Origin of the sequence: Streptomyces sp. NPDC079141, assembly GCF_040686775.1 — a bacterium.
In the GTDB taxonomy this organism is placed as follows: Bacteria; Actinomycetota; Actinomycetes; order Streptomycetales; family Streptomycetaceae; genus Streptomyces.
This window is the reverse complement of record NZ_JBFBLP010000002.1, coordinates 524,877-545,528: the sequence shown is the minus strand read 5'-3', so window position 1 is coordinate 545,528 and position 20,652 is coordinate 524,877. Positions and strand designations below refer to the sequence as shown.

Here is a 20,652-nt window from a genome sequence, read left to right as displayed (position 1 = left end):
GTGCGGTATGGCACTGACAATCCGTTCTGACCTGGGCTTTTGCTTCGATCGAAAGTTCGGGCTAGTTTTTGCACTGACCAGTCAGTTCAAAAACAGGGGATGGGGAAGCCGTGGCCGGAGTCGGCGTCACGGCCCGGGGTCTCGGTCTCGAAGGGCCTCGCGGATGGGCGTTCCGCGGGGTCTCCTTCGAGGCCGGGCCGGGCTCACTGATCGCGGTGGAGGGGGCGTCCGGGTCCGGCCGTACGTGCCTGCTGCTCGCGCTGACCGGGCGGATGAAGCCCACCGAGGGCACGGCGGCCGTGGGCGAGGCCGCGCTGCCGGGGCACATGGCGGCGGTGCGCCGCGTCAGCGCTCTCGCGCACGTCCCGGGCGTGACCGATCTCGACCCGGCGCTCACCGTGGCCGAGCACCTGCACGAGCGGGCGCTGCTCCAGCGGCGCTTCGGCAGCTCGCTGCGCGGCCTGCTGCGTCCGCGCGCGGAGCGTGCGACGGAGACCCGGCTGCGGATCGACCGCGCCCTGACGGCCGCCGGACTCGACCGGGAGGCCCTGCCCAAGGGCTCCAGGACCGCCGTACGCGATCTGGAGCGGGTGGAGGCGCTGCGGCTGTCCGTGGCGCTGGCGCTGATCGGGGAGCCGCGGCTGCTCGGCGTCGACGACACCGATCTCAAGCTCTCCGACGCCGAGCGGGCCGAGGTCTGGGCGCTGCTGCGGTCGATCGCCGAGGCCGGGACGACGGTCGTGGCGGTGTGCAGCGAGGCGCCGGGGGGCGCCGTCGTCGTGTCCACCGCGCCTCAGGACAAAACCGCGCCTCAGGACAAAGCCGCGCCTCAGGACAAAGCCGCGCCTCAGTGCGAAGAGGCTCCTCAGGACGGAGTGAAGGAGGTGCCCGCCGATGCGCTCGCCGAAGCTGGCCGCGCTTGAGATCCGGCGCTTCGGCCGCGGAAAGCTGCCGCGCGCCGCGCTGGTCGCGCTGCTCGTGCTGCCGCTGCTGTACGGCGCCCTGTACCTGTGGTCGTTCTGGGACCCGTACAGCCGCCTGGACCGGATCCCCGTGGCGCTCGTGAACGACGACAAGGGGGCGACCGCCGACGGGAAGAAGCTCGTGGCGGGCGACGACATCGTGGAGGGCCTGCGCGAGAGCGAGGTCTTCGAGTGGCACGAGGTGAGTGCCGCCGAGGCACGCGCGGGCGTGGAGGACGGCACGTACTACCTGTCGCTGACCATGCCGGCCGACTTCAGCAGGCGGATCGCCTCCAGCTCGGGGAACTCCCCCGAGACGGGCGCACTCCAGGTGCGTACCAACGACGCCAACAACTACATCGTCGGGCAGATCTCCCGGACGGTCTTCGGCGAGGTGCGCGAGGCCGCGTCCACCAAGGCGTCGCGGTCGTTCCTGGACCGGATCTTCATCTCGTTCTCCGACATCCACGGCGCGACCGTGAAGGCGGCCGAGGGCGCCGACAAGCTGGAGAGCGGCATCGGCACGGCGGAGAAGGGCTCGCGGGACCTCGCCGACGGGCTGAAGGACGCCAAGAGCGGCAGCGGCGAGCTCGCCAAGGGCGTGAAGAAGCTCCACAAGGGCGCCGGCGACCTGGAGGACGGCTCCCAGAAGGTCGCGGAGGGCACGCAGAAGCTCGCCGACAAGGTCAACGCGACGGCCGAGAAGGTCGGCCCGTTCCTCAAGGACAACGAGAAGACCATCGGTGACACGGCCCAGCTGGTCGCCGACGCGTCCGGGACGATCCGCGACAACCTCGACGCCCTGGAGAGGCGCGCGCCGACCGCCGCCAAGGACGCGCGGACGGCCGCGGACGACCTCGCCGAGGTCCACCGGACGCGCTGCGAGGACGCTCTCGTACCCGACACCGCCTGCTCCGACCTGAAGGCGGCGAAGGACGCGGCCGCCGTCGTGGCGGGGGTCGCCGACGACGTCAACACGCTGGTCACGGACCAGGACGACACCCTGGACCGGCTCGACAGGCACCTGGCCACCCTCCAGAAGCAGGCCCAGGCCCTCGCCGACCGCGCCCCGCACCTGTCCGAGGATCTCGACGACGCCGTCACCAAGATCAACGATCTGAACGAGGGCGCCGCCAAGGTCGCCGCCGGGGCGAAGACCCTCCACTCCGGGCTCGGCACGGCCAAGACCGGCGCCACCGACCTGGACAAGGGCGTAGGCGACCTCAAGACGGGCGCCAAGGACCTCAAGGACGGCCTGTACAAGCTGGTGGACGGCTCCGGGGAGCTCTCGGACGGGCTGCACGACGGCGCGGAGCAGATCCCCGACTACGGCAAGCGGGACCGCGACGAGCGCACCGAGGTGATGGCCGACCCGGTCCGGCTCGTCTCGCAGGACCTGCACAAGGCGCCCAACTACGGCACCGGATTCGCCCCGTACTTCATCCCGCTGTCCCTGTGGGTGGGCGCGATGGTGGCGTACATGCTGGTCGCGCCGATGAACCGGCGCGCGCTCGCGGCGGGCGCCTCGGCGTGGCGGATCGCGCTGGCGGGCTGGCTGCCGGTGGTGGTGATCGGAGTGCTCCAGACGACGGCCCTGATGTCGGTGCTGCACTGGGCGGTCGGGCTGCAGATGGCCCGCGCGGCCGGGACCGTGGGCTTCCTGTTCCTGGTCACGGCGTGCTTCGCGGCGATCGTGCAGTGGCTGAACGCGCGCTTCGGACCGGCCGGGCGGATCCTCGTCCTGGCCCTGCTGATGCTCCAGCTGACGTCCGCTGGCGGCACGTACCCCGTCCAGACCAGCCCGGGCTTCTTCAACGCGCTCCACCCCTTCCTGCCGATGAGCTACGTCGTGGAGGCCCTCAGGAGGCTCATCACGGGCGGCGGCCTGACTCCGGTGTGGCACGCGTGCGTGGTGCTCCTCGTGTTCACCGCCGGCGCCCTCGCGCTGACGGCACTGTCGGCGCGCCGCCGACAGGTGTGGACGCTCGACCGGCTGCACCCGGAGCTGAGCCTGTGAACGCGCGCGGGACAATCATGGTCATGGAAAGCAGCAGCGCCGCGTCGGGCGGCAGAACGCGCCGCGAGGCCACCCGGCAGAAGCTCTACGAGGCGGCCGTCACGCTCATCGCCGAGCAGGGCTTCTCCGCCACCACGGTGGACGAGATCGCCGAGCGCGCCGGGGTCGCGAAGGGCACGGTGTACTACAACTTCGCGAGCAAGTCGGTCCTCTTCGAGGAGTTGCTGCGGCACGGTGTGGGCCTGCTGGCCGCGTCCCTGAAGGAGGCCGCCGAGCGCACCGCCCGGGAGGGCGGCAGCAAGGTGGACGCTCTGGACGCGATGATCCGCGCGGGGCTCGGCTTCATCGCCGCCTATCCGTCCTTCACGCAGCTCTACGTCGCCGAGCTGTGGCGCACCAACCGGGCCTGGCAGTCCACGCTGATGGTGGTCCGGCAGGACGTGATCGCCGTCGTCGAGGGCGTGCTGCGCGACGGCGTGGCGAACGGCGAGTTCAGCGACGAGATCGACGTCCCGCTGACCGCGGCCGCCCTGGTGGGCATGGTCCTGGTGGCCGCCCTGGACTGGCAGTCCTTCCAGCCGGAACGCTCCCTGGACGACGTGCACGCGGCGCTGTCGCGGCTGTTGCAGGGGCGGGTCAGCGGCCGGGGCTAGGCGCTCCGCTGGAGCCGCGGTGACGGGTCGACGTTCGGCTGCGGCGCCGTCGTGGCCGGTCGCGCAGTTCGCCGCGCCCCTGGAGGGCATTGCCGAACCGCAGTGGACTTCACCAGGTCCGCTCAGGAGCCCCCGAGCACACACGAAAGCGCCGGTCCGCCGATGGCCACGTCCCCCACGTGGCACCGCGAACCGGCGCTCTCGCCGTACTCCCCCGTTGGTCCCCCGTTGATCCCCCGTTGGACCCCCGTTCGGTCGTTCCCCCGGGTCCCCCCGTGCCTCGCTTCCGCCGACGCGCGGTCGGCGGAAGGAGCGGATCGGGGGCCGCTCCGTTCCGGCGCCCCGTGTCGCCGGTGCCGGAGCCGGGCCCCTTTTCCGTGTCTCCACTGTCTCGTTCACGCAGGTCGGCCCCCATCCGCGCGCGTACTCATCTCACCGACTAGGTACGCGTACTCACACCTGCGCACGCAGGCCCAGGCCGCTCCCCCGCCCACTGGTGACGATCGCGTCCGTGTCCGTACTCCCCCCGGCCGGGCCTCCGGCGCCGTGACTGTCAGTGGCGGCGGATAAAGTCCCTGGCATGGCACGGATTGCGGTGATCGGCGCCGGGATGGGCGCGATGGCGACCGCTGCCCGGCTGGCCGTCGCGGGCCACCGGGTGGCGGTGTACGAGCGCACGGAGACGTACGGCGGAGCGGTGCGCCGCTTCGAGCGGGACGGCTTCTCGTTCGACACCGGGCCCGGACTGCTGCCGCTGCCCGCCGTCTGGCGGGACCTGTTCGTCAAGACCGGCAAGGAGCCGCTGGAGGAGTGCGTCGACCTGGTCCAGGTCGACCCGTCCTCGCGGCACGTCTTCGCGGACGGCACCGAGGTCCGGCTGCCGAACGCCTCGCGCGCGGGCGTCGTCGCGGCCCTGGACGAGGCGCTCGGGGCGGGCACGGGCGCACGCTGGGGCGACTTCCTGGTCCGGGCCCGCGAGGCCTGGGACCGCACCCGCAGACCGCTCCTGGAGGAGCCGCTGTGGCCCAACTGGTCGGTGCTGGCCGAGCGGGAGCCCTACCCGGCGGTCCCGCACAAGCGCCTGCTCCGCACCCGCCTGGCCGCCACGCTCGCCGAGGTCGGCGCCTGGGAACTGCGCGACCCCCGGCTGGCCGCGCTGCTGGAGAGCCACGCGCTCGGGTACGGCCTGGATCCCGAGGCCGCACCGGCGAGCGCCGCGGTGCTGCCGTACATGGAGTTCGCCTTCGGCACCTGGTACGTACGCGGCGGCATACGGGAGTTGGCGCGCGCGGTGTACGAGCGGTGCCTGGCCAGGAAGGTCGAGTTCGCCTTCGGCGCCGAGGTGACCGCTGTGCTGGAGAAGGACGGCCGGGCGGCGGGCGTGGAGCTCGCCGACGGCACGGTGGCGGAGGCGGACCTCGTGGTCGGCACCGGTCCGTGGCGGCTGGACGAGCTGGTGCGCGGCCGGGAGCTGTACGGCGTGGCGGACGTCGAGCCCAGGCCGGAGGGGACGGCCGCGGGCCGGGTCGTGGTCTGCCTGGCCCTGCGCGGCGCGCGTGAGGAGGGTGCCGCGCATCTGACGGTGGTGCACACCCCGGACCGTCGGGCCGAGTCGGGCGCCCTCGGCCTCGGTGAGCCGCCCGTGCGGCCGACGGTCCGGGTCCACCGCCCGGACGATCCGGCCATGGTCCCCGACGCGGCCCACGAGTCCGTGGTCCTCACGGCGACGGTGCCCTCGCAGACGCTGTACGACTGGACGGCGGCCGGCGCGGCCGACGCCTTCGCGGACCGGATGACCGAGGCGGCCGAGCGTGCCGTACCGGGTCTGCGCGAGCGCGTGCTGTGGCGTGAGGTCCGGACCCCGGTGCACACCCGCGCGGAGACGGGCGCCGAGGGCGGCGGGGTGCCCGCACCCGCGCTGGCCGCGGCCGAGGGGACGTTCCTGTTCCCGTCGAACAGCACCCGTGTCCCGGGCCTGTTCACCGCCGGCGGCTGGTCGCACCCCGGCGGCGGTCTCCCCCACGCGGGCATGTCGGGCGCGCTGGTCGCCGGGCTGATCGTGGAGGGTCCGGACTTCCGGGGTTCTCAGTAGGACCCGACGTAGGACCCGACGCGCCGACAGGACCGAAGCTCGGAAGCGGTACCGAAGGTCAGAAGCGGTACTGCTCGTCGTACCCGTTGCCCTGCTGCCCCTGGCCGCCCTGGTACGGATACGGCTGCTCCGGCGGGAGTTCCCCGCCGTAGGGGTCGTCGGTGCTGCGCTGCTGCGGGACCCACACCCCGCCGGGCGGGGTCTCGCCGGCGTAGGTGCCGGTGGCGTACTGGTCCTGGCCGTAGCCCTGCTGGCCGTACTGCTGTCCGTAGCCGGCGTCGTACGAGGCGCCGCCGTAGGTCTGGGTGCCGATGTACGGGTCGGAGTAGGCGGCGTACTGCTGCTGGCCGGAGGTGTCGTAGCCGTACTGCTGCTGGTCGTAGCCGGTGTAGCCGTCGTAGCCGTAGGGCTGCTGGTCGGTGCCCTGGGCCGCCGTCGCGTACTGGTCCTGCGGCTGTCCTGCCGCGGCGTAGGACGGGTCGGCGGCGGGGTAGGCGGAGGTGTCGTATATGCCGTAGGAGCCGGTGTCGTCCGGCATGGGCTGCGGCTCGTAGACCGCGGTGGTCTCGGCCGCCGAGGGCTGGCGGGTGGGCGTGAACACGTCGTCGCGGTCGTCTTCGTCCCGGCCGTAGGCGGGGCCCGCGTGGCCGTAGCCCTCGTCGCCGTAGGCCCCGTCGGACGCTTCGAGGTCGGAGACCTCAAGGGTCGGGTCCTGGCGGTCCGGACGCTTCCTGCCGCCGAGCACCGGTGCGTTCATCGCCCAGCCGGCCGCGAAGCCGCGCCGGAAGGACAGCGTGACGTAGGTCTGGCCGACCGCGAAGGCGGCCGTGCCGAGCCCGATGACGATCACGGACGGGATGAGCACGCCGAGCACGACGCCGAGGAACCCGACGAAGGCGAGCAGCCGCCAGCGCAGGCGCGCCTTGTACTGCAGGAGCACCTCACCCAGCAGCCACAGCGCGACAATGCCGAACGCGATGTAGAGGACCGTCCAGCCCATGTACGCCCCTCTCCCAGTGGCCGTTACGCAGTGTGTCGTAAACCGGTGCGGCCGGTCTAGGCCTGCGGTGGGTGGTGCAGGCCCAGGTTCTCGTAGATCTCCAGGGTCGCCGTGGAGTTGTTGAGCGTGATGAAGTGCAGTCCGGGCACTCCCTCGGCCAGCAGCCGTGCGCAGAACTCCGTGGCGAACTCGATGCCAATGGAGCGTACAGCGGCAGGATCGTCTTTTGCTGTGAGGATCCGCTCTTTCAGGGAGTCCGGGAAGGCGGCGTTGGTGAGGGAGGGCACCCGCGCGAGCGTCTTTGCGCTGGCGATCGGCATGATCTCGGGAATGATCGGGGTGTCGCAGCCGGCGGCCGCGACCCGGTCGCGCAGGCGCAGGTAGTCCTCGGGCTGAAAGAACATCTGCGTGATGGCGTAGTCCGCGCCGGCCCGGCACTTGTCGACGAAGTGCCGGACGTCCGTCTCCCACTCGGTGGAGCGCGGGTGCATCGCGGGGAAGGCCGCGACGCCCACGCAGAAGTCGCCGGACGTCTTGATCAGCTCGACGAGTTCGGCGGCGTAGGTGAGGCCCCGGGGGTGCGGCACCCAGTCGCCCATCGGGTCGCCGGGCGGGTCGCCGCGCAGGGCCAGCATGTTGCGGATCCCGGCGTCGGCGTACTGGCCGATGATGTTGCGCAGGTCGGCCACCGAGTGGTCGACCGCGGTGAGGTGGGCGATCGGGGTGAGCGTGGTGTCCGAGGCGATGGCCTCGGTCGCCTTGACCGTGCCGGCCCGGGTGGAGCCGCCCGCGCCGTAGGTCACGGAGACGAAGTCGGGTGCCACGGCCTCGACCCTGCGCAGCGCGTTCCAGAGGTTCCGCTCGCCCTTCGGGGTCTTCGGGGCGTAGAACTCGAACGAGTACGTCGTCTTGCCGGTCGCGAGCATGTCGCGGACGGTGCGAGCGTGGTCCGACCTGGTGGATGCGGTGCCGAGGGCCATACGGGCAGGTTAGCCAGGGGTCGGCGGTCCCCCAACCGGATGACGGGAATTTGCCCGATTTGTCGGCTTGTTGTCCAGCCCTTGGACAAACAGCGGCTTCCGGGGCCCTCCACGACCCCGCTACGTCCGTTCCGTGGACGCCCTACGCCTCCCGCAGCCGCTTGGCGAACTCCGCCGCCGCCGCGCCCGGGTCGTCCGCTTCCGTGATCGCCCGGACGACGACGACCCGGCGGGCGCCCGCCTCGATGACCTCGTCCAGATTGCCCAGGTCGATACCGCCGATGGCGAACCAGGGGCGGTCGGTGCCGAGGCCCGCGGTGTATCGGACCAGGTCGAGGCCGGGGGCGTGCCGGCCGGGCTTGGTGGGGGTCGGCCAGCAGGGGCCGGTGCAGAAGTAGTCCACACCCTCCTGGACGGCGGCCGCGGCGGCCTCGGACTCGGCGTGCGTGGAGCGGCCGATGAGGACCTCGTCGCCGAGGATCGCGCGGGCGGCGGGGACCGGGAGGTCGCCCTGGCCGAGGTGCAGCACGTCGGCGCCGGCGGCGTGGGCGACGTCCGCCCGGTCGTTGACCGCGAGGAGCTTGCCGTGGCGGGCGCAGGCCTCGGCGAAGACCTTCAGCTGCTCCAGTTCCTCGGCGGCCTCCATGCCCTTGTCGCGCAGCTGCACGATGTCGACGCCGCCCGCGAGGGCCGCGTCGAGGAACTCGGCGAGGTCGCCCTGGCTTCTACGGGCGTCCGTGCAGAGGTAGAGCCGGGCGTCGGAAAACCGGGCTCGTGCGGTCGCGGGCATACGTGTCCCCCCGTTGTCGGTGGTGTACGGGCCGCGAGCGCCCCGCGACCCGTACACCTCGGTGTCGATCAGTGATTCAGACGGCGAGCGCCTGGGCGCGGCGCTTCACCTCCGTACCGCGATTCTCGCTGAGGGCCTGCGCGGGGGTGCCGGGCAGGCTGTCGTCGGGGGTGAAGAGCCACTCAAGCATCTCTTCGTCGGTGAAGCCGTCGTCCCGCAGGAGCGTCAGGGTGCCGGTCAGGCCCTTGACGACCTTCTGCTCGGCCTCGTCGATGAAAGCGGCGGGGACGTGCAGCGCCCGGTTCTCACCACGGCGTACGGCGATGAGCTGGCCCTCCTTGACCAGCTGCCGCACACGCGTCACCTCGACATCGAGCATCTCGGCGATGTCGGGGAGGGTGAGCCAGGCGGGGACGAGAGCATCGGTTTTTGCGTCAATCTCGGTCACGGTTACAAGCCTGCCATCCCGCACTGACAGTCGGAAGCCAGGCCCGTCCGACCAGGGACGGCACAGGGACGGCAGAGGGACGTCGGCCCGCTACGCCACCGCCGCCTTCAGCGGGCGAGCCGGGTCCACCAATACCTCCGGATCCATCCGCGCCCCCGCCTCGATCAGCCGCCGCCCCTGTGCCAGGTCCCGGGGCCGGCCCACCGCCAGCAGGGCCACCAGGCGGCCCTCGCGCAGCCAGCAGACCGTCCAGGCCGGGCCGGACGGGTCGCCGCGCCACAGCGTGCTGTCGGCCGACGCGTGATGGCCGGCGTACTGGACGAAGCGGCCGAACTGCTCCGACCAGAAGTACGGCACCGGGTCGTAGACGGCCGGGGTCTCGCCGATGATGTTCGCGGCGACCGTGCGCGGGCCCTGGAGGGCGTTGTCCCAGTGGTGGACGAGGAGGCGCTCGCCGTACCTGGCCGAGGGGAAGGAGGCGCAGTCGCCGACCGCGTAGACGTCCGGCACGGAGGTGCGCAGGTGGTCGTCGGCCACGACCTCGCCGTGGCGGCCGAGCTCGATGCCGGAGCCGGCGAGCCAGACGGTGGCGGGGCGCGCCCCGATGCCGACGACGACGGCGCCCGCGGGCAGCCGCGAGCCGTCGTCGAGGACGACCGCGCCGGGCTCGACGTGCGCCACGCGCGCGTGGGTGCGCAGCTGCGCTCCACTGTCGGCGTACCAGCCGGTCATCGGCGCGGCCACCTCGGCGGGCAGCGCACCCGCGAGCGGCCGGTCCGCGGCCTCGACGACGGTCACCGCACAGCCCGCCTCGCGCGCGGCGGTGGCGAACTCGGCGCCGATCCAGCCCGCGCCGACGACCACGATGTCGTGCTGTCGGGCGAGCACGGGCCGCAGCCGTTCGGCGTCGTCCAGGGTGCGCAGCAGATGCACCCCGGCGACGCCCTCGGCGCCCGGCAGCCGGATCGGTTCGGCACCAGTGGCCAGCACCAGCACGTCGTACGGCACCGGGCCCTCGGCGGTGTCCAGCTCGTGCTCGGCGGGCCGTACGCCCAGCACCTCGCGGCCCAGCCCGAGTTCGATGTCGAGCGCCTCGAAGTCCACGTCGAAGGCGGAGCCCTCGGCCTTGCCGAGCAGCACGGCCTTGGACAGCGGGGGCCGGTCGTACGGCTGGTGCGGTTCGGCGCCGATCAGCGTCACCGGGCCGGCGAAGCCCTGTTCCCGCAGGGCGACCGCGGTCTGTACGCCGGCCATGCCCGCGCCGACCACGACCACCCGCCGCTGCGACTGCCTCTGCTCGCTCACCTGATCACCATAGACAACTGACAATTTGTCAGTCAGCCGTCGTGCTCCGTGACCTGCTCCACAACGCTGGTCCCACTGCCCGGCTGCGACTCCCACTCCCAGCTCTCCTCAAGCCGCAGCCGCCCGTCGGGGAGTTCCACGACCGTGGACACACAGTGCCCGGACGAGGTCGTCCCATCATGCTTGAGCTGCACGTACCGGAAATCCAGCCGGTCACCTTCTCGTCTACCCACGAGATGACCGCGTACGACATCGCCGCCCACGTACTCGGCCCAGATCTCGCCGTCCTTCTCGTGGTAGGTGAAGCGGGTCCGGGTGCCCACCTGACCTGGGGCCTGGTCGGCCACCGGGGCGAGGACGAGGCCGTCGAGCGAGCGGGGCATGGACAGAGGCTCCCTTACTGAGACATGAGGCATCGGGCTAGGGTGGCCAACGTAAAGCACTCGCGGGAGCCCGGACGCACCGGGCTGAGAGGGAGGCTGGCGGCCTCCGACCGTACGAACCTGATCCGGGTCATGCCGGCGAAGGGAGGGGCTGGACGCCCATGTCGCCTACGCGTACGTCAGACGTCCTCGTCTTGGGGGGCGGAATCATCGGGCTGGTCACGGCCTGGCGGGCCGCCCAGCGCGGGTTCGCCACGGCCGTGGTGGACCCCGAGCCGGGCGGCGGCGCCGCCCAGGTGGCCGCCGGGATGCTGGCCGCCGTCACGGAGCTGCACTACGGCGAGCAGACCCTGCTCGGCCTGAACCTCGCCTCGGCCCGCCGCTACCCCGACTTCGCGGCCGAGCTCGGCGACCTCACCGGCCACGACCTCGGCTACCGCCGGTGCGGCACGCTCGCGGTCGCGCTGGACGCCGACGACCGTGCCCACCTGCGCGAACTGCACGCCCTGCAACAGCAGTCGGGGCTGGAGTCCGAGTGGCTGTCCGGACGGGAGTGCCGGCGCCTGGAGCCGATGCTCGCGCCGGGCGTGCGCGGCGGGCTGCGGGCGGACGGCGACCACCAGATCGACCCGCGGCGCCTGGCCCGGGCGCTGGTGGCCGCCTGTGAGCGGGCCGGTGTGGTGTTCCACCGGGTCTGGGCCGAACGGCTGTCCGTCCTGCGGGGGCGGGCGGCGGGGTGCGTGACGCGGGACGGTACCGCGCTGGGCGCCGGTCAGGTGGTCCTTGCGGCCGGCAGCCTCAGCGGGCGGCTGGCGGGCGTCCCGGACGACGTGCTGCCGCCCGTACGGCCGGTGAAGGGGCAGGTGCTGCGGCTCACTGTGCCGAAGCGCCACGCGCCGTTCCTGAGCCGCACCGTACGGGCCGTGGTGCGCGGCAGCCAGGTCTACCTGGTGCCGCGGGAGAACGGCGAGCTGATCGTCGGCGCGACGAGCGAGGAGCTGGGCTGGGACACGACGGTGACCGCCGGAGGCGTCTACGAGCTGCTGCGCGACGCGCACGAGCTGGTCCCCGGCATCACGGAACTGCCGCTCACGGAGACGCGCGCGGGGCTGCGCCCCGGCTCCCCCGACAACGCGCCGCTGCTCGGTCCGACCGAGCTGGACGGGCTGCTGCTGGCCACCGGGCACTACCGCAACGGCGTGCTGCTCACGCCGGTCACCGGCGACGCCCTGGCCCACGCCCTGGCCTCCGGCGAACTCCCGGACGAGGCCCGCCCGTTCACCCCGAAGCGCTTCAGCACCACGGCACTCACGGAGCAGCCCGCATGAACATCTCGGTCAACGGCGAGCGTCGTCGGATCGCGCCGGGCACGGCCCTCGACACGCTCGTGAAGTCCCTCACCGCGGCGCCCTCCGGAGTGGCCGCCGCCCTCAACGAAACCGTCGTCCCGCGCGCGCAGTGGCCGTCGACCGCCCTCTCCGAGGGAGACCGTGTCGAGGTCCTCACCGCCGTCCAAGGAGGCTGAACCATGGCCGACGATCCCTTTGTCCTCGGCGGTACGTCCTTCACGTCCCGGCTGATCATGGGTACGGGCGGGGCGCCCAGCCTGGAGGTCCTGGAGCGCTCGCTGGTGGCCTCCGGGACGGAGCTGACCACGGTCGCGATGCGGCGGGTGGACCCCTCGGTGCACGGCTCGGTGCTGTCGGTGCTGGAGAAGCTGGGCATCCGGGTGCTGCCGAACACGGCGGGGTGCTTCACGGCCGGTGAGGCCGTCCTGACGGCCCGCCTCGCGCGCGAGGCGCTCGGCACCGATCTGATCAAGCTGGAGGTCATCGCCGACGAGCGGACGCTGCTGCCGGACCCGATCGAACTGCTGGACGCGGCGGAGACGCTGGTGGACGACGGGTTCACGGTGCTGCCGTACACGAACGACGACCCGGTGCTCGCGCGGAAGCTGGAGGACGTGGGCTGCGCGGCGATCATGCCGCTGGGCTCCCCGATCGGGTCCGGGCTCGGCATCCGCAACCCGCACAACTTCCAGCTGATCGTCGAGCACGCGCGCGTGCCGGTGATTCTGGACGCGGGGGCCGGTACGGCGTCGGATGCGGCGCTGGCCATGGAGCTGGGGTGCGCGGGTGTGATGCTCGCTTCGGCGGTGACGCGGGCGAAGGAGCCGGTGCTGATGGCTTCCGCCATGCGGAACGCCGTGGAAGCGGGGCGGTTGGCGTATCGGGCCGGGCGGATTCCCCGGCGGCACTTCGCCGAGGCCTCGTCGCCGGTGGACGGCATCGCGGCACTGGATCCGGAACGGCCCGCCTTCCAGTAGGAGACACGTCACAGCTCGGCTGCAGTCCCGCCCCGATCCTGCCCGAACCGGCGGGAGTGTCAGCCTCGGCTCGTACACTCACCTGCGTGGATACGACCCTTCAGGACCCTCTGGTCGGGCAGCTGCTCGACGGCCGTTATCGCGTCGAGGCGCGGATCGCGGTCGGCGGGATGGCCACGGTCTACCGGGCCGTGGACACCCGCCTCGACCGTGTCCTCGCGCTGAAGGTGATGCACCCCGCCCTCGCGGCCGACGGCACGTTCGTCGAGCGGTTCATCCGGGAGGCCAAGTCGGTCGCCCGCCTCGCGCACCCCAACGTCGTGCAGGTCTTCGACCAGGGCAACGACGGGTCGTACGTCTACCTGGCCATGGAGTACGTCGCCGGCTGCACCCTGCGTGACGTGCTGCGCGACCGCGGGGCGCTGCAGCCGCGGGCCGCGCTGGACATCCTGGAGCCGGTGCTCGCCGCGCTCGGTGCCGCGCACCGCGCCGGTTTCGTGCACCGGGACATGAAGCCCGAGAACGTGCTGATAGGGGACGACGGCCGGGTCAAGGTCGCCGACTTCGGGCTCGTGCGGTCCGTGGACACCGTGACCAGCACCACCGGTGCCGTGCTCGGCACCGTCTCCTACCTCGCGCCCGAGCAGATCGAGCAGCCCGGCGCCGCGGACGCCCGCGTCGACGTGTACGCGTGCGGTGTCGTCCTGTACGAGATGCTCACCGGCGAGAAGCCGCACGACGGGGACTCCCCGGCGGTGGTGCTCTACAAGCATCTGCACGAGGACGTCCCGCCGCCCTCGGCGCTCGTGCCGGGGCTGCCGTACGAGCTCGACGAGCTGGTCGCGTCGGCCACCGCGCGCACCCCGGAGGTCCGCCCGCACGACGCGGTCGCGCTGCTGGCCGAGACCCGGCGGGCGCGCGGTGCGCTGAGCGCGGACCAGCTGGACGCCGTGCCGCCGCAGGCGCTCTCCACGGAGCACGACAACGCCGACGACCGCACGAGCGTGATCCCGCGTTCGCTGACCGTGCCCCGCCCGCTGCCGGTCAACGAGGACGAGGAGCAGGAGCGGTTCCACCGCACCAGCCGCCTGGAGACCCCGCCGCCGCTGCCGCCGCAGCGCCGCCGTGTCCCGGCGCCCCGGCGCGGTCCCCTCGCGATCGTCGTCGCCATTTTGCTGGTCCTCGGCGTGGGCGCGGGCATCTGGTACATCAACTCCGGCCAGTTCACCCAGGTCCCGGCGCTGCTGACGAAGACGGAGGCGCAGGCCGAGGACCGGCTGGCGGAGGCCGGCCTGGAGGTCGGCAAGGTCGAGCGCAGCTACAGCGACACCGTCAAGCGCGGCCAGGTCATCAGCACCGACCCCGCGGCGGGCGAGCGCATCCGGCACAACGACTCGGTGAACCTGGTCATCTCCAAGGGCCCCGAGGTCGTGAAGGTCCCCGACCTGGAGGGCTACCGCCTGGACAAGGCGAAGGCCGTGCTGAAGAGCGAGGGCCTGGAGCCGGGCATGGTGACCCGGGAGTTCAGCGACAGCGTCGCCAAGGGCTCCGTGATCTCCACCGAGCCCGGGGCCGGCACCGAGCGCCGTTCGGGGACCGCGGTCGCGCTCGTCGTCAGCAAGGGCATCCCCGTCGACGTGCCGGACGTCACCGGCGAGAGTCTCGCGGACGCCCGGGCCGAGCTGGCGGAGGCCGGTCTGAAGGTGCGGGTCGCCACCGAGGAGGTCAACTCCTCCGAGTACGACAAGGGCCAGGTCGCCCAGCAGACCCCGGAGGCCGACAGCCAGGCGGTCAGGGGCGACACGGTGACGCTGACGCTGTCCAAGGGCCCGGAGATGGTCGAGGTGCCGGACGTGGTCGGCGACAACGTCGACGACGCGAAGGCGGAGCTGGAGGCCGCCGGCTTCGAGGTCGACGAGGACCGCGGTCTGCTGGGGCTGTTCGGGGACACCGTCGAGGGCCAGTCGGTGGAGGGCGGCGAGACGGCCCCCAAGGGCTCGACGATCACCATCGAGATCGGCTGAGAGATCATCCGACAGGTCCGCTGACGGGGCACCCCCGCCGCCATGACACCCTGAACGGGTGAGCATCGAGCAACTCCGCAACCCCGTCGGCGGCCATGTCCCGGTGGCCGGCGGCCTGAACTCCGTGGGTCTGGCCTACGCCCGTGACCTCAAGGCCGAGACCGTGCAGGTCTTCGTCGCCAACCCGCGCGGCTGGGCGACACCCGTCGGCAATCCGCGGCAGGACGAGGAGTTCCGTGCGGCCTGCGCCGCCGAGTCGATCCCGGCGTACGTCCATGCCCCGTATCTGATCAACTTCGGCTCGCACACCGAGGCGACGGTCGAGAAGTCGGTGGAGTCGCTGCGCCACTCGCTGCGGCGCGGGCGGGAGATCGGGGCGCGCGGCGTGGTCGTGCACACGGGCAGCGCGACCGGCGGGCGGGACCGGTCCGTGGCCCTGAAGCAGGTGCGGGAGTATCTGCTGCCGCTGCTCGACGAGCTCACCCACGACGACGATCCGTATCTGCTGCTGGAGTCCACCGCCGGCCAGGGTGCCTCGCTGTGCTCGCGCACCTGGGACTTCGGTCCCTACTTCGAGGCGCTGGACGCCCATCCGAAGCTGGGCGTGTGCCTGGACACCTGCCACATCTTCGCGGCGGGCCACGACCTGACCGGGCCGAGCGGGATGCATCAGACGCTGGACCTGCTGGTGGAGACGGTCGGCGAGGGCAGGCTGAAGCTGATCCACGCCAACGACTCCAAGGATGTGGTGGGCGCACACAAGGACCGCCACGAGAACATTGGCTCGGGCCATATCGGCGAGGACCCGTTCCGGGCCCTGATGACCCACCCCGCCACCGAGGGTGTACCGCTGATCATCGAGACGCCCGGCGGCAAGGAGGGGCACGCGGCGGACGTGGAGCGGCTGAAGAAGCTCCGGGACGCCTAGGTCACAGCTCCGGCCCGTCCCCGGGCTCCTCCTGGTACGAGTACCGCTGTTCCTTCCAGGGATCGCCGATGTTGTGATAGCCGCGCTCCTCCCAGAAGCCGCGGCGGTCGGCGGTCATGTACTCGACGCCGCGGACCCACTTGGGGCCCTTCCAGGCGTACAGGTGGGGGACGACGAGGCGGAGCGGGAAGCCGTGCTCGGCGGTGAGCAGTTCGCCGTCCTTGTGGGTGGCGAAGATGGTTTCCTCGGCGGCGAAGTCCGCGAGGCGTAGGTTCGAGCTGAAGCCGTACTCGGCCCACACCATCACATGGGTGACAGCGGGCGCGGGCGGGGCGATCTCCAGGATCGTCCGCGCCGGAATGCCGCCCCACTCGGATCCGAGCATGCTGAACTTCGTGACGCAGTGCAGATCGGCCACGACGGTCTTGTACGGCAGGGCCGCGAACTCCTCGTGGTTCCAGCAGTGCTTCTCGCCGTCGGCGGTGGCGCCGAAGACCCTGAACTCCCAGCGCTCGGGGCGGAACTTGGGGACCGGCCCGTAGTGGGTGACCGGCCAGCCGCGTTGCAGTCGCTGCCCCGGCGGGAGCTCCGGCTGTACCGCTCCTCCAGATTCGCTCTCCACCGGCTGACCCATGTCTCCATCCTGACAGACCCGGAGCAGTGCACAGGACCAGCCCGATCCCAAACCGCCCAAATTGGACTAAGCATGCACTTACTTACTAAGTGAAGACTTACTGGACGATCTTCGTTACCGGTGCAAGGATGCGGCGCAACCTGCCAGTTCCCCCCGCTTGGAAGGAGCCTCTGCGATGCAGGGCGACCCCGAGGTCATCGAATTCCTGAACGAGCAGCTGACCGGCGAGCTCACCGCGATCAACCAGTACTTCCTGCACGCGAAGATGCAGGAGAACTTCGGCTGGACGAAGCTCGCCAAGTACACGCGGCACGAGTCGTTCGACGAGATGAAGCACGCGGAGGTGCTCACCGACCGGATCCTGTTCCTGGAGGGGCTGCCCAACTACCAGCGGCTGTTCCACGTCCGGATCGGGCAGACGGTCAAGGAGATGTTCGAGGCCGACCGGATGATCGAGGTCGAGGCGATCGACCGCCTCAAGCGCGGCATCGAGGTGATGCGCAACAAGGGCGACATCACGTCCGCGAACATCTTCGAGTCGATCCTTGAGGACGAGGAGCACCACATCGACTACCTCGACACCCAGCTGGAACTGCTGGAGAAGCTCGGTGAGGCGCTCTACATCGCCCAGCTGATCGAGCAGCCGGAGAGCTAGGCGGCTTCGTCGAGCTCGGCGAGGACCGGCTGACCCTGATCGGCCAGCTCACGGCGAGGGCACGCCCCCCGGCCGAGGATCGCCTGGATGCGCCGTACGCACGACCCGCAGTCCGTGCCCGCCTTGCAGGCGGACGCTATCTGGCGAGGGGTGCAGGCGCCGTCCGCCGCGTGCTTCTTGACCTGCTGCTCGGTGATGCCGAAGCAACTGCAGACGTACACGCGGTTCACCTCCCGGCGGGATTGAAAGGTCGTGCCATCCCGATTGATCGGTGAGGCTAACCTAACCTTACCCGTCACACAGGAGCCTTAAAAGTGGCACGGGGCGCGGATCGTATGTGATCCGCGCCCCAATGTGCTGTTGTGTAACAACCGAACCGGCTACTGGTCCCTGTACATCTCCGCGACCAGGAAGGCCAGGTCAAGGGACTGGCTGCGGTTCAGGCGGGGGTCGCAGGCCGTCTCGTAGCGCTGGTGCAGGTCGTCGACGAAGATCTCGTCGCCGCCGCCCACGCACTCGGTGACATCGTCACCGGTGAGCTCGACATGGATGCCGCCCGGGTGGGTGCCGAGGGCCTTGTGGACCTCGAAGAAGCCCTTGACCTCGTCGAGCACGTCGTCGAAGCGGCGGGTCTTGTGGCCGGAGGCCGCCTCGAAGGTGTTGCCGTGCATCGGGTCGGTCACCCAGGCCACCGTGGCCCCGGACGCCGTGACCTTCTCGACCAGCTCGGGCAGCTTGTCGCGGACCTTGTCGGCGCCCATGCGGACGATGAAGGTCAGCCGGCCCGGCTCACGGTCGGGGTCCAGACGCTCGATGTACTGCAGCGCCTCCTCGGCCGTCGTCGTCGGGCCGAGCTTGATGCCGATCGGGTTGCGGATCTTCGACGCGAACTCGATGTGCGCGTGGTCCAGCTGCCGGGTGCGCTCACCGATCCACACCATGTGCGCGGAGACGTCGTAGAGCTGTCCGGTGCGGGAGTCGACGCGGGTGAGCGCGGACTCGTAGTCGAGCAGCAGCGCCTCGTGCGAGGAGTAGAACTCGACGGTCTTGAACTCCTCCGGGTCGGCCCCGCAGGCGTGCATGAAGTTCAGCGCGTTGTCGATCTCGCGGGCGAGCTGCTCGTAGCGCTGACCGGACGGGGACGACTTCACGAAGTCCTGGTTCCAGGCGTGCACCTGGCGCAGGTCGGCGTAGCCGCCGGTGGTGAAGGCGCGCACCAGGTTGAGCGTGGAGGCGGAGGCGTTGTACATCCGCTTCAGGCGCTCGGGGTCCGGAACGCGGGCGGCCTCGTTGAAGTCGAAGCCGTTGACCGAGTCGCCGCGGTAGGTCGGCAGGGTCACGCCGTCCCGGGTCTCGGTGCCCTTGGAGCGGGGCTTGGAGTACTGGCCGGCGATACGGCCGACCTTCACGACCGGCACCGAGGCGGCGTACGTGAGCACGGCGCCCATCTGGAGCAGGGTCTTGAGCTTGTTGCGGATGTGGTCGGCGGACACCGCGTCGAACGCCTCGGCGCAGTCGCCGCCCTGGAGGAGGAACGCCTCTCCCTTGGCGACGGCCGCCATCCGGGCGCGCAGCTGGTCGCACTCGCCCGCGAAGACGAGCGGCGGATACGACTCAAGGTCCGCGATCACTGCGCGCAGAGCCTCGGTGTCGGGGTACTCGGGCTGCTGCGCCGCGGGCAGGTTTCGCCAGGTGTTGCCAGCGCTCGCGCTGGTCTTAGCGTTCACGGTCACGGCGTCAACATTACGGGGTTGTGTCCGTCGTCCATTCCCTGGCTCACCAAGTGAGACGCAGCGCGCTCACTCGCGGCGGCCAGCGCGAGCCGCCGGTGGGTGCGCCGGAGCATCAGCCGGGCCATGAAGGGGTGGGCGTGGCGGACGACGGACCAGTACAGACGACCGCGCCAGTTGTGGATCCGGACCACCGAGCCGAGGGTGACCCTCCCGGCCGCCACGTCCACCAGGACCGAGGCGCGGTAGTCGAGATGGCCGGCGTCCTCGCCGAGCAGGACCTCGTCGTCCGTACGGCCGACCACCGGGGTACCCCGGAGCGTGCCCTCCCAGGCCGCCGGGTCGGTCGGCATCCCCGGGCGCAGCTCCAGGGCGTAGGCGTCGGCGTAGTCGGGCGCGCGGAAGGCGGCGCGCAGCAGGGCGGCCCCTTCGGGCACCTCGACGGTCTCCGGGCGGTCCCAGCTGAGCCGCTGGAGCAGGCGGACGTACCGGCCGCGGCGCACGGGCCGGGCGACGGAGCCGGTGGCGGCCAGCTCGGCGTTGTCGAACAGCTCCTCGATGACCGAGCCGTGCATCGCGCGCACCGCGAGCAACCAGCCCAGGCGCTCGCCGAGCGGCTGGGGCTGTTCCAGGAGGTGGCGGATGCGGCAGCGGCCGGCACCGAGCGGCTCGACCGACAGCTCGTGGAAGCCGGTGCCGGGCGGGTCGAAGGCGAAGCGGATACGGCGGCCCGGTTCGTACTCGGCGACCGAGTAGCGCACCGGGCCGTGACCGCCGACGGCGCCGACGGAGAGCGGCCGGTCGAAACGGGCGGGGGGCCAGGCGGGGCTCGGGAAGAGCGGGTCGTCGGGGGCGGCGAGCCGGTCCAGGAGGGGGCCGACACGCTCGGCGGGTGCGGCCAGAACACGGTCGTGAACGTTGCGTACAGTGCCCATCGGAGCACCTCCATACGGTGGCGTATGGTCAACCGTACGGTACCGTACGGTCATGGTGCAACGCCTCCCCCGCAAGACCTCCGGCAAAGCCCGGCTGAGCGCCGCCGACTGGGCCGACGCCGCGCTCGTCGCGATGAGCGAGGGCGGGCTCGCCGCCGTCGCCGTGGAACCGCTCGCCACCCGGCTCGGCACCACCAAGGGCAGCTTCTACTGGCACTTCGCCAACCGGGACGCGCTGATCGAGGCGGCGCTGGAGCGCTGGGCCGAGACCGAGACCGAGGCGCTCATCACCGAGCTGGAGGCGGAGCCAGATCCGGAGCAGCGGCTGCGCCTGCTGTTCGCCGAGGCGATCCGGTCGGCGGCGGACGATCCGCTGGAGGTCACGCTGCTGGCGACCGCCGACGACCCCCGTGTCGCGTCTGTGCTCGGCCGCGTCACCGAACGCCGGGTCGCCTATGTGGCACAGCTCTTCGCCGAGGCCGGCTTCCCCGAGCCGGAGGCGCGGCGGCGCGGGCTGCTCGCCTACAGCGTCTATCTGGGCCACGCCCAGCTCGCCCACGCCGTCCCCGCCACCCTCCCGGAGGGCGACGCGCTGACGGGCTATCTCGACCGCGCCCTCGATCTGCTGCTGATGCGCTAGGGTCGGGGCATGTTCGCGCACTCGACCCAGATCCAGAACTGGTGGTGGACCGCTTCTCCGGCGGCCCACTGACTGCGCGTACGCAAGACTTCGCGAAGGCCGCCCGAGGGGCGGCCTTCGGTGTTTCCGGCGGCCCGCTCCTCTCCCCCT

At 71.6% G+C, this 20,652-nt stretch carries 22 protein-coding genes and 1 riboswitch; of the genes, 12 read left to right on the top strand and 10 right to left on the bottom strand.

All coding sequences use genetic code 11. The features are described 5' to 3' along the window. Positions 1 to 110: 110 nt before the first annotated feature. The 4 genes from AB0Q90_RS07565 (at position 111) to AB0Q90_RS07550 (ending at position 5,724) form a co-directional block, all read left to right on the top strand. Positions 111 to 923, top strand: a complete 813-nt coding sequence (locus tag AB0Q90_RS07565; protein ID WP_363158078.1) for an ATP-binding cassette domain-containing protein — start codon at positions 111 to 113, stop codon at positions 921 to 923. Continuing rightward, positions 895 to 2,979, top strand: coding sequence for a YhgE/Pip domain-containing protein (locus tag AB0Q90_RS07560; RefSeq protein WP_363158077.1), 2,085 nt, complete (start codon positions 895 to 897; stop codon positions 2,977 to 2,979). Before AB0Q90_RS07565 ends, AB0Q90_RS07560 begins: the two co-directional genes overlap by 29 nt. Positions 2,980 to 3,002: 23 nt before the next feature. Beyond that, positions 3,003 to 3,632, top strand: coding sequence for a TetR/AcrR family transcriptional regulator (locus tag AB0Q90_RS07555; RefSeq protein WP_363158076.1), 630 nt, complete (start codon positions 3,003 to 3,005; stop codon positions 3,630 to 3,632). A 580-nt stretch (positions 3,633 to 4,212) separates the two neighbouring features. Then, entirely contained in the window at positions 4,213 to 5,724 is a 1,512-nt protein-coding gene (locus tag AB0Q90_RS07550; RefSeq protein ID WP_363158075.1) for an NAD(P)/FAD-dependent oxidoreductase, read from the top strand. Between the two features lie 58 nt (positions 5,725 to 5,782). Here AB0Q90_RS07550 and AB0Q90_RS07545 read toward each other — a convergent pair whose 3' ends face one another. From AB0Q90_RS07545 to AB0Q90_RS07520, 6 genes are all read right to left on the bottom strand, one after another. Continuing rightward, positions 5,783 to 6,724, bottom strand: a complete 942-nt coding sequence (locus AB0Q90_RS07545) for a hypothetical protein (protein WP_363158074.1) — start codon at positions 6,722 to 6,724, stop codon at positions 5,783 to 5,785. Positions 6,725 to 6,780: 56 nt separating this feature from the next. Continuing rightward, positions 6,781 to 7,704, bottom strand: a complete 924-nt coding sequence (gene metF, locus AB0Q90_RS07540; RefSeq protein ID WP_363158073.1) for a methylenetetrahydrofolate reductase [NAD(P)H] — start codon at positions 7,702 to 7,704, stop codon at positions 6,781 to 6,783. A 142-nt stretch (positions 7,705 to 7,846) separates the two neighbouring features. Further along, positions 7,847 to 8,494, bottom strand: coding sequence for a thiamine phosphate synthase (gene thiE / locus AB0Q90_RS07535; RefSeq protein ID WP_363158072.1), 648 nt, complete (start codon positions 8,492 to 8,494; stop codon positions 7,847 to 7,849). 76 nt (positions 8,495 to 8,570) lie between these two features. Then, positions 8,571 to 8,942 (bottom strand): Rv2175c family DNA-binding protein, encoded by a 372-nt coding sequence (locus AB0Q90_RS07530; protein ID WP_363158071.1) that lies wholly within the window; start codon positions 8,940 to 8,942, stop codon positions 8,571 to 8,573. A 90-nt stretch (positions 8,943 to 9,032) separates the two neighbouring features. Continuing rightward, positions 9,033 to 10,196, bottom strand: coding sequence for an FAD-dependent oxidoreductase (locus tag AB0Q90_RS07525; protein ID WP_363158318.1), 1,164 nt, complete (start codon positions 10,194 to 10,196; stop codon positions 9,033 to 9,035). Positions 10,197 to 10,279: 83 nt separating this feature from the next. Next, complete coding sequence (locus tag AB0Q90_RS07520) at positions 10,280 to 10,630, bottom strand: hypothetical protein (protein WP_363158070.1); 351 nt, start codon at positions 10,628 to 10,630, stop codon at positions 10,280 to 10,282. Between the two features lie 52 nt (positions 10,631 to 10,682). Then, positions 10,683 to 10,794, top strand: a riboswitch (TPP riboswitch). Between AB0Q90_RS07520 and thiO the strand changes: the two genes are divergently transcribed. The 5 genes from thiO (at position 10,792) to AB0Q90_RS07495 (ending at position 15,908) form a co-directional block, all read left to right on the top strand. Beyond that, the gene (gene thiO / locus AB0Q90_RS07515; protein ID WP_363158069.1) at positions 10,792 to 11,958 is read left to right on the top strand and encodes a glycine oxidase ThiO; all 1,167 of its coding nucleotides are present in this window, start codon (positions 10,792 to 10,794) and stop codon (positions 11,956 to 11,958) included. It overlaps the preceding riboswitch by 3 nt. Further along, positions 11,955 to 12,155, top strand: coding sequence for a sulfur carrier protein ThiS (gene thiS, locus AB0Q90_RS07510; protein ID WP_363158068.1), 201 nt, complete (start codon positions 11,955 to 11,957; stop codon positions 12,153 to 12,155). Before thiO ends, thiS begins: the two co-directional genes overlap by 4 nt. 3 nt (positions 12,156 to 12,158) lie before the next feature. Continuing rightward, positions 12,159 to 12,956 carry a thiazole synthase gene (locus AB0Q90_RS07505; protein WP_363158067.1) on the top strand — a complete coding sequence of 266 codons (798 nt, stop codon included), beginning with the start codon at positions 12,159 to 12,161 and terminating at the stop codon, positions 12,954 to 12,956. Between the two features lie 86 nt (positions 12,957 to 13,042). Beyond that, positions 13,043 to 14,980, top strand: a complete 1,938-nt coding sequence (pknB, locus tag AB0Q90_RS07500) for a Stk1 family PASTA domain-containing Ser/Thr kinase (RefSeq protein ID WP_363158066.1) — start codon at positions 13,043 to 13,045, stop codon at positions 14,978 to 14,980. Positions 14,981 to 15,038: 58 nt separating this feature from the next. Continuing rightward, positions 15,039 to 15,908, top strand: coding sequence for a deoxyribonuclease IV (locus AB0Q90_RS07495; protein ID WP_363158065.1), 870 nt, complete (start codon positions 15,039 to 15,041; stop codon positions 15,906 to 15,908). A 1-nt stretch (position 15,909) separates the two neighbouring features. On the opposite strand, the gene AB0Q90_RS07490 is transcribed toward AB0Q90_RS07495, so the two are convergent. Beyond that, the gene (locus tag AB0Q90_RS07490) at positions 15,910 to 16,542 is read right to left on the bottom strand and encodes a sulfite oxidase-like oxidoreductase (protein WP_363158064.1); all 633 of its coding nucleotides are present in this window, start codon (positions 16,540 to 16,542) and stop codon (positions 15,910 to 15,912) included. A 175-nt stretch (positions 16,543 to 16,717) separates the two neighbouring features. On the opposite strand from AB0Q90_RS07490, the gene bfr reads away from it, so the two are divergent. Beyond that, on the top strand, positions 16,718 to 17,197 hold the full coding sequence (gene bfr, locus AB0Q90_RS07485; protein WP_363158063.1) for a bacterioferritin: 480 nt from the start codon (positions 16,718 to 16,720) through the stop codon (positions 17,195 to 17,197). Here bfr and AB0Q90_RS07480 read toward each other — a convergent pair. From AB0Q90_RS07480 to AB0Q90_RS07470, 3 genes are all read right to left on the bottom strand, one after another. After that, a complete protein-coding gene (locus tag AB0Q90_RS07480) occupies positions 17,194 to 17,418 on the bottom strand; it encodes a (2Fe-2S)-binding protein (protein WP_363158062.1) in 225 nt (74 codons plus the stop codon). The genes bfr and AB0Q90_RS07480 overlap by 4 nt on opposite strands. Before the next feature lie 159 nt (positions 17,419 to 17,577). Then, positions 17,578 to 18,930 (bottom strand): class II 3-deoxy-7-phosphoheptulonate synthase, encoded by a 1,353-nt coding sequence (locus AB0Q90_RS07475; RefSeq protein ID WP_363158061.1) that lies wholly within the window; start codon positions 18,928 to 18,930, stop codon positions 17,578 to 17,580. Next, positions 18,927 to 19,862 carry a DUF2867 domain-containing protein gene (locus AB0Q90_RS07470; RefSeq protein ID WP_363158060.1) on the bottom strand — a complete coding sequence of 312 codons (936 nt, stop codon included), beginning with the start codon at positions 19,860 to 19,862 and terminating at the stop codon, positions 18,927 to 18,929. The genes AB0Q90_RS07475 and AB0Q90_RS07470 overlap by 4 nt, the downstream gene beginning before the upstream one ends. A gap of 52 nt (positions 19,863 to 19,914) precedes the next feature. Here AB0Q90_RS07470 and AB0Q90_RS07465 point away from each other — a divergent pair, with 52 nt between their 5' ends. Both AB0Q90_RS07465 and AB0Q90_RS07460 read left to right on the top strand, forming a co-directional pair. Then, positions 19,915 to 20,502, top strand: coding sequence for a TetR family transcriptional regulator (locus AB0Q90_RS07465; protein WP_363158059.1), 588 nt, complete (start codon positions 19,915 to 19,917; stop codon positions 20,500 to 20,502). 9 nt (positions 20,503 to 20,511) lie between these two features. Next, positions 20,512 to 20,574 carry a trp operon leader peptide gene (locus AB0Q90_RS07460; RefSeq protein ID WP_188291734.1) on the top strand — a complete coding sequence of 21 codons (63 nt, stop codon included), beginning with the start codon at positions 20,512 to 20,514 and terminating at the stop codon, positions 20,572 to 20,574. Positions 20,575 to 20,652: the final 78 nt, after the last annotated feature.

Coding starts and splice junctions, on each gene's coding strand:
- AB0Q90_RS07560 (WP_363158077.1), top strand. CDS start 895: ATGCGCTCGCCGAAGCTGGCCGCGCTTGAGATCCGGCGCTTCGGCCGC.
- AB0Q90_RS07555 (WP_363158076.1), top strand. CDS start 3,003: ATGGAAAGCAGCAGCGCCGCGTCGGGCGGCAGAACGCGCCGCGAGGCC.
- AB0Q90_RS07550 (WP_363158075.1), top strand. CDS start 4,213: ATGGCACGGATTGCGGTGATCGGCGCCGGGATGGGCGCGATGGCGACC.
- AB0Q90_RS07545 (WP_363158074.1), bottom strand. CDS start 6,724: ATGGGCTGGACGGTCCTCTACATCGCGTTCGGCATTGTCGCGCTGTGG.
- metF (WP_363158073.1), bottom strand. CDS start 7,704: ATGGCCCTCGGCACCGCATCCACCAGGTCGGACCACGCTCGCACCGTC.
- thiE (WP_363158072.1), bottom strand. CDS start 8,494: ATGCCCGCGACCGCACGAGCCCGGTTTTCCGACGCCCGGCTCTACCTC.
- AB0Q90_RS07525 (WP_363158318.1), bottom strand. CDS start 10,196: ATGGCCGGCGTACAGACCGCGGTCGCCCTGCGGGAACAGGGCTTCGCC.
- AB0Q90_RS07520 (WP_363158070.1), bottom strand. CDS start 10,630: ATGCCCCGCTCGCTCGACGGCCTCGTCCTCGCCCCGGTGGCCGACCAG.
- thiO (WP_363158069.1), top strand. CDS start 10,792: ATGTCGCCTACGCGTACGTCAGACGTCCTCGTCTTGGGGGGCGGAATC.
- thiS (WP_363158068.1), top strand. CDS start 11,955: ATGAACATCTCGGTCAACGGCGAGCGTCGTCGGATCGCGCCGGGCACG.
- AB0Q90_RS07505 (WP_363158067.1), top strand. CDS start 12,159: ATGGCCGACGATCCCTTTGTCCTCGGCGGTACGTCCTTCACGTCCCGG.
- AB0Q90_RS07490 (WP_363158064.1), bottom strand. CDS start 16,542: ATGGGTCAGCCGGTGGAGAGCGAATCTGGAGGAGCGGTACAGCCGGAG.
- bfr (WP_363158063.1), top strand. CDS start 16,718: ATGCAGGGCGACCCCGAGGTCATCGAATTCCTGAACGAGCAGCTGACC.
- AB0Q90_RS07470 (WP_363158060.1), bottom strand. CDS start 19,862: ATGGGCACTGTACGCAACGTTCACGACCGTGTTCTGGCCGCACCCGCC.
- AB0Q90_RS07465 (WP_363158059.1), top strand. CDS start 19,915: ATGGTGCAACGCCTCCCCCGCAAGACCTCCGGCAAAGCCCGGCTGAGC.